The sequence below is a fragment of the Cryobacterium cheniae genome (assembly GCF_004403395.1).
GTDB lineage: Bacteria > Actinomycetota > Actinomycetes > Actinomycetales > Microbacteriaceae > Cryobacterium > Cryobacterium cheniae.
In genome coordinates, this window is record NZ_SOGN01000028.1 from 1 (window position 1) to 2,645 (window position 2,645).

At 61.3% G+C, this 2,645-nt stretch carries 3 protein-coding genes; 1 reads left to right on the top strand and 2 read right to left on the bottom strand.

Translation table 11 applies throughout. The features are described from left to right. Positions 1-141: 141 nt before the first annotated feature. Positions 142-690, bottom strand: coding sequence for a TetR/AcrR family transcriptional regulator (locus tag E3T23_RS05285; RefSeq protein ID WP_166806209.1), 549 nt, complete (start codon positions 688-690; stop codon positions 142-144). Between the two features lie 281 nt (positions 691-971). After that, positions 972-1,181, bottom strand: a complete 210-nt coding sequence (locus E3T23_RS05290) for a VOC family protein (protein ID WP_241977618.1) — start codon at positions 1,179-1,181, stop codon at positions 972-974. Positions 1,182-1,848: 667 nt separating this feature from the next. On the opposite strand from E3T23_RS05290, the gene E3T23_RS05295 reads away from it, so the two are divergent. Beyond that, a complete protein-coding gene (locus E3T23_RS05295; RefSeq protein ID WP_134369352.1) occupies positions 1,849-2,388 on the top strand; it encodes a flavodoxin family protein in 540 nt (179 codons plus the stop codon). Positions 2,389-2,645 lie beyond the last annotated feature (257 nt).

Genomic DNA, 2,645 nt, shown 5'->3' on the forward strand with positions numbered 1-2,645 from the left:
CCTGTCGGAAAGTGCAATGGGTGGAAGAGTGATCGTGCGGTGAGCGCGTTCGACTTGCCCGGGCGTTGTAGAGCGCAGGCGCGTTGGAACCACACGCTCACCTGAAGGCGCAAAGCAACGAGAGGTGCCGACGTACGGGTGCTAGCTGGGAGCGGTTGTGTAAGGGGCGAGAACAAGCTTGACGGCCGCACGTTCGTAGCCGGCCGCGATGGGCTCTCCCGTGATCAGAAGGCTGAAATACAGGGGGCCGACAAGCGCGTTGAGCACGAAGTCGACATCCGTATCGACGGAGAGCTCGCCGGAGGCCATTCCGCGCTCGACGGCCGCGCGCCAGTGTCGCAGGTTTGGCTTGATGATCAGATCGCGGTAGCTGGCGGCGAGCACCGGATCGGCGGCCATCTCTGCCACCAGGCCAGGCAGCACGCGGCCGAGGGGTGTCCGGGTCAGGTCATCGATCAGCTGGTTGGTCAGGGTCATTAGGTCACCGGCGGCGCTGCCGGAGTCGTTGTCCTTGCCCGGGCGGATTTGGGTCACCATCGCCTCGACGACAAGCTGGGACTTTTGCGACCACCGCCGGTAGATGGCCGGCTTACTCACCCCCGCCCGCCGGGCGACCTCCGCCACCGTTACACGGACATAGCCGACCTCGGAGAGCAACTCAATCGCCGCCCGCAGGATGGCCTGATCCATGTCCGGGTCACGGGGACGCCCGATATCGCTGCCACGGCCACCGGGGCGGCGCGGTGCCATTTGCGACTCGGACATCAAAACCAACTCTCTATTACGTTTCTATAAGTAACGTAACAGACCTTGCCAAGATACGCAACTACACGTTACGGAACTAGACGAGATGATAATCGCACGTCGGAACTAGCCTCACCAGAACGATCCAACTTCATGGCGCTCGATTCCGTCGAGTTTGGGTTTTCCAGAATGCAGAATTCATTGCCTTCCGGATCGGCGAGCACGACTCATGACTGCTCGCCCTGCCCGATATCGGCCCGTTTGGCCCCCATGCACAACAGGCGGTCAACTTCTACGTTCTGGTCGCTTGGGTGGAAGTCCAGGTGCAACCGACTTTTGCCGACCTTGGCCTCAAGCACGGTCACGAACGTCAATCCCGGCATTCGATTGGCAACGGGCCGGATCGAGTAGTCATCGTCGAAGGTCCACACAACCACCCAGCCCAAGGTTCGGCCTACCAACGGCCAAGTTCCGCGGGGTGCGGAGTATGAACAATGACGTGCTCCTACACAAGACTCATGAGCCCCGCGACTGCCGAAGCTATTAACACTCCCCGAACCAGATTCTTCTTGCGCCCCAACATTACCTTTGGTGAAGCTAACAGAGAGATCTTCCAGACGATATCGATTCGCGAGAAATGCTGCCAACAGCCTCGCGGATACTGGATCCCGTCTCGCCCAACCCGTCACGCTCGCGCCCGCGTCCTCGTGCCCGCGTCCTCGTGCCCGCGTCCTCGCGCCCGCGTATGCATCTCACCCCGAACACTTCGTTCGGCAGTCCCCGCAGCCACCAACTTTCCCGAAAGAGTCCTAGATCAACGAACCCACGTACGCGCTGCAGATGATGGAGGTCCGACGATGATGGAAAGTAGCTCAAATAAAGAGGGTGGGCCCTGAAAATTAGGTAGGAGTTTGCAGCTGTACGCCTGAACCTTTTCTCCTCGGGTCAGATGCGGAGCTTCTCTACGTGGCCGGTATCGCGGCCACACAGAAGCGAACAGTTTTTGATTGACGGATGTGGTTGGGCGCCGCCCGTTCCCGGGTTGGCCTGAGATGTGGTCGACTTGTCCTGGCAGCGCCCGCTGTCAAAAATGAAGGAAGTGTCATGAGCATCGTCGTCGTCTTCGAGTCCATGTTCGGCAATACCCGTCAGGTCGCCTTATCGATAGCTGAGGGGCTGGCACCGTATGCTCCGGCAGTCGTGTTGAACGTCAACGAGTCGGGTGCTCGGGCCGCCGCCGAGGGCGCGGACCTTTTGATCGTTGGAGGTCCCACCCACGTGCACGGCATGAGCAGACCCAAATCGCGGGAGGGCGCGCGCGACTGGGAGAAAGACGCCGCCAAGAACGTCACCCTGGAGCCCCTTGCGCCGGGCATCGGCGTGCGGGAGTGGATGGGTACTCTCGAGAAGATCCCAGCGCTTTGTGCCGCATTCGACACGCGGGTGAACATGGCGCGCATCGTTTCCGGTGCTGCGTCCGGGCCGATTGAGCGAGCGTTGGTGAAGCACGGCTCCCGGAACGTTCTCCCCGCGGCGAGCTTCGTGCTCGCCAAGGATGGCGGGCTCGAAGAGGGCGAGCTCGCCCGGGCCCGGGCGTGGGGTGCCAGCGTAGGCGAGGCTGCCGGGCTAGTCGCCCGCGATTAATTTCCCGCTGGCTGCCTCTATTGTGGGCAGCAGCGGGATCGATTCGCGACTGGGCCCGTGCGGCCGTCGAGCGCGGTCAGCAGCGCCGAAGGGTCTTTTCGCAGGTGTTTACCTGTTGTTCGGCGGCGTCTTTGAGTTACTGCAGCACTCGTCGTGGGCTAGTTGTTGTTCCCATACAGGTTGTGAGCGTGGCGTGAGCTAAAAAGGTGAGGACCTCCGGTATCGATTGGGTTACCACACTCAACACGATGCAACGG